A 2,025-nucleotide genomic window follows, 5' to 3' on the forward strand; every position below is an offset into this window, starting at 1 on the left:
TAACCTTAAAAAGTTTGTTTTGATAACATTTGGATTAATCAATGAGAAGTATTCCTCGATAGCTCAATGGTAGAGCACACGGCTGTTAACCGTGGGGTTGTTGGTTCGAGCCCAACTCGGGGAGTTTTTTATTTAAAAACTTAGCATTTGAATAAAAATGTGTAATAGTTTTTAAATAAGTGTATATAATTAAATAGTAATATGGCGACATAGCCAAGCGGTAAGGCATGGGTCTGCAACACCCTGATCGCCAGTTCAAATCTGGCTGTCGCCTCTATAGAATGGAATCCCTAAATTTTATAATTTAGGGATTTTTTAATGTCAATTGATATGAAATTATGTTCTATCATTTAAATGCCCATCCCTAAAGATATTGAAAGTTTTAAGCATGAAGACATTGACAGTATGGAAAATAGTGATATAATTAATCTCACAGTATGAGATATTTAATTATGAATGAGGATTGCTTATACATGGGACTCATATATCATAGAATTACATAGTTAGGGAAGGAAAATGTTTATGGACTACGAAATGTATTCCAAAATGTTTGTTGAATTATTTTCACAAGCCATACACTGCCCATTTCATCAAGATGCATTAGATGTTTCTAAGGGGGAAGGTGGGTTATTGTTGTATTTATGCAAGCATTCTGGAGCCTCTGCAGGAGAACTTAAGAACGAGTTTGAGGTTGGTTCTGGTCGTATTGCTAATGCACTTAAAAGCCTAGAAAGTAAAGGTATGATTGTTCGTGTAAGTTCTCCTGATGATAAAAGAATTGTTCTAGTAAATATTACTGAAAAGGGAAAAGCATTAGTTGAGCGGCGTTATAAATTGTTTTTAAAGAAGATGAATATGCTGCTATATGAAGTTGGAGAAAAAGATACACAGGAATTTCTCAGAATACTTAAGCGTATGATTGAACTTAGTAATAAAAAGCAAGAGAATGACTAACATTTTATATAAATATAGTTAGTGCAGGTTATAGACCTGCCTTCTTGATAATTAATATCTCATACCATGAGATATTTTAGCGAAAGAATAAACTAAAGGAGGATACAATTTGAATCAATCGCATTTTCCAACGCAAATTAATGGAAATCTGCGTAAATATACATTGAAAGTGCCATCGGATATTAGACGTTGTAGTGGTATTGTATTGTTTGGAAAACGTATTAAATCACTAGTATTTTCAACAGATATTGCAATAATTAAAAATATTGATGCAGATGCAGTTCTTGCTGTGTACCCATTTACTCCCCAGCCGGTTATTACAGAAAGTATTTTAAGATACTCAGATACTCCTGTTTTTGCAGGTGTTGGTGGAGGACTTACCCAGGGAGAGCGAATCCTCACTGTAGCTATGATGGCAGAGATGCATGGTGCTTCTGGTGTTGTAGTTAATACATTGGTCAGCAACGAAATTATATATTCTCTATCGAAAAAATTGGATATTCCTGTAGTCGTGACAGTTGTAAATGATGACGAGAATATTGGAGCACGTATTGAGGCGGGTGCAAAAATATTGAATGTATCAGCGGCGAAAAATACACCATCTGTGGTAGCTCGGATTAAAAAGCAATATCCGGATATTCCCGTGATTGCTACTGGCGGAAGAAGTGAGGAATCAATACGTGAAACCATAGATGCGGGAGCTAATGCAATTTCTTGGACTCCACCTACAAGTGGGGAAATATTTAGGGATATTATGCAGGGATATCGTGAAGGCAAAGGACATCCATAGACAGTAATTGGATAAAGCAAATGAATAAAATAAATGCATAAAGCAAATGAAATGGTTAATGAATAAAGTAATCGAATATAGAAAATGAATAGAGTAATGAATGTAGAGATTAAAGTAGAAAGGTCGGCTAATCAATTGATTAGCCGACCTTTTAATAGTGTGCCCAGCATGGGCGCAATCTAATGGGTTAAAGTCCCTAACACAGCCTAGTAGTGGCAAGTGTATAGCCTAAGACAAGGGTGTCGTTCGTGAGGGCGAATCTGAAGGAAGTCCGTGGGCAA

Annotated in this window: 2 protein-coding genes and 2 tRNA genes; all 4 read left to right on the forward strand. The window is 35.9% G+C overall.

Going from position 1 to position 2,025, the window contains the following annotated elements:
• Positions 1 to 52 precede the first annotated feature (52 nt).
• Positions 53 to 124: transfer RNA gene (locus BN4220_RS00055), tRNA-Asn, on the forward strand.
• A 79-nt stretch (positions 125 to 203) separates the two neighbouring features.
• Positions 204 to 274, forward strand: a tRNA-Cys gene (locus tag BN4220_RS00060).
• Between the two features lie 248 nt (positions 275 to 522).
• A complete protein-coding gene (locus tag BN4220_RS00065; RefSeq protein WP_066711869.1) occupies positions 523 to 954 on the forward strand; it encodes a MarR family winged helix-turn-helix transcriptional regulator in 432 nt (143 codons plus the stop codon).
• Between the two features lie 109 nt (positions 955 to 1,063).
• The gene (locus tag BN4220_RS00070) at positions 1,064 to 1,744 is read left to right on the forward strand and encodes a hydrolase (protein ID WP_066711870.1); all 681 of its coding nucleotides are present in this window, start codon (positions 1,064 to 1,066) and stop codon (positions 1,742 to 1,744) included.
• The last annotated feature ends 281 nt before the right edge of the window (positions 1,745 to 2,025 follow it).

The organism is Clostridium sp. Marseille-P299 (assembly GCF_900078195.1).
GTDB lineage: Bacteria > Bacillota > Clostridia > Lachnospirales > Lachnospiraceae > Lachnoclostridium.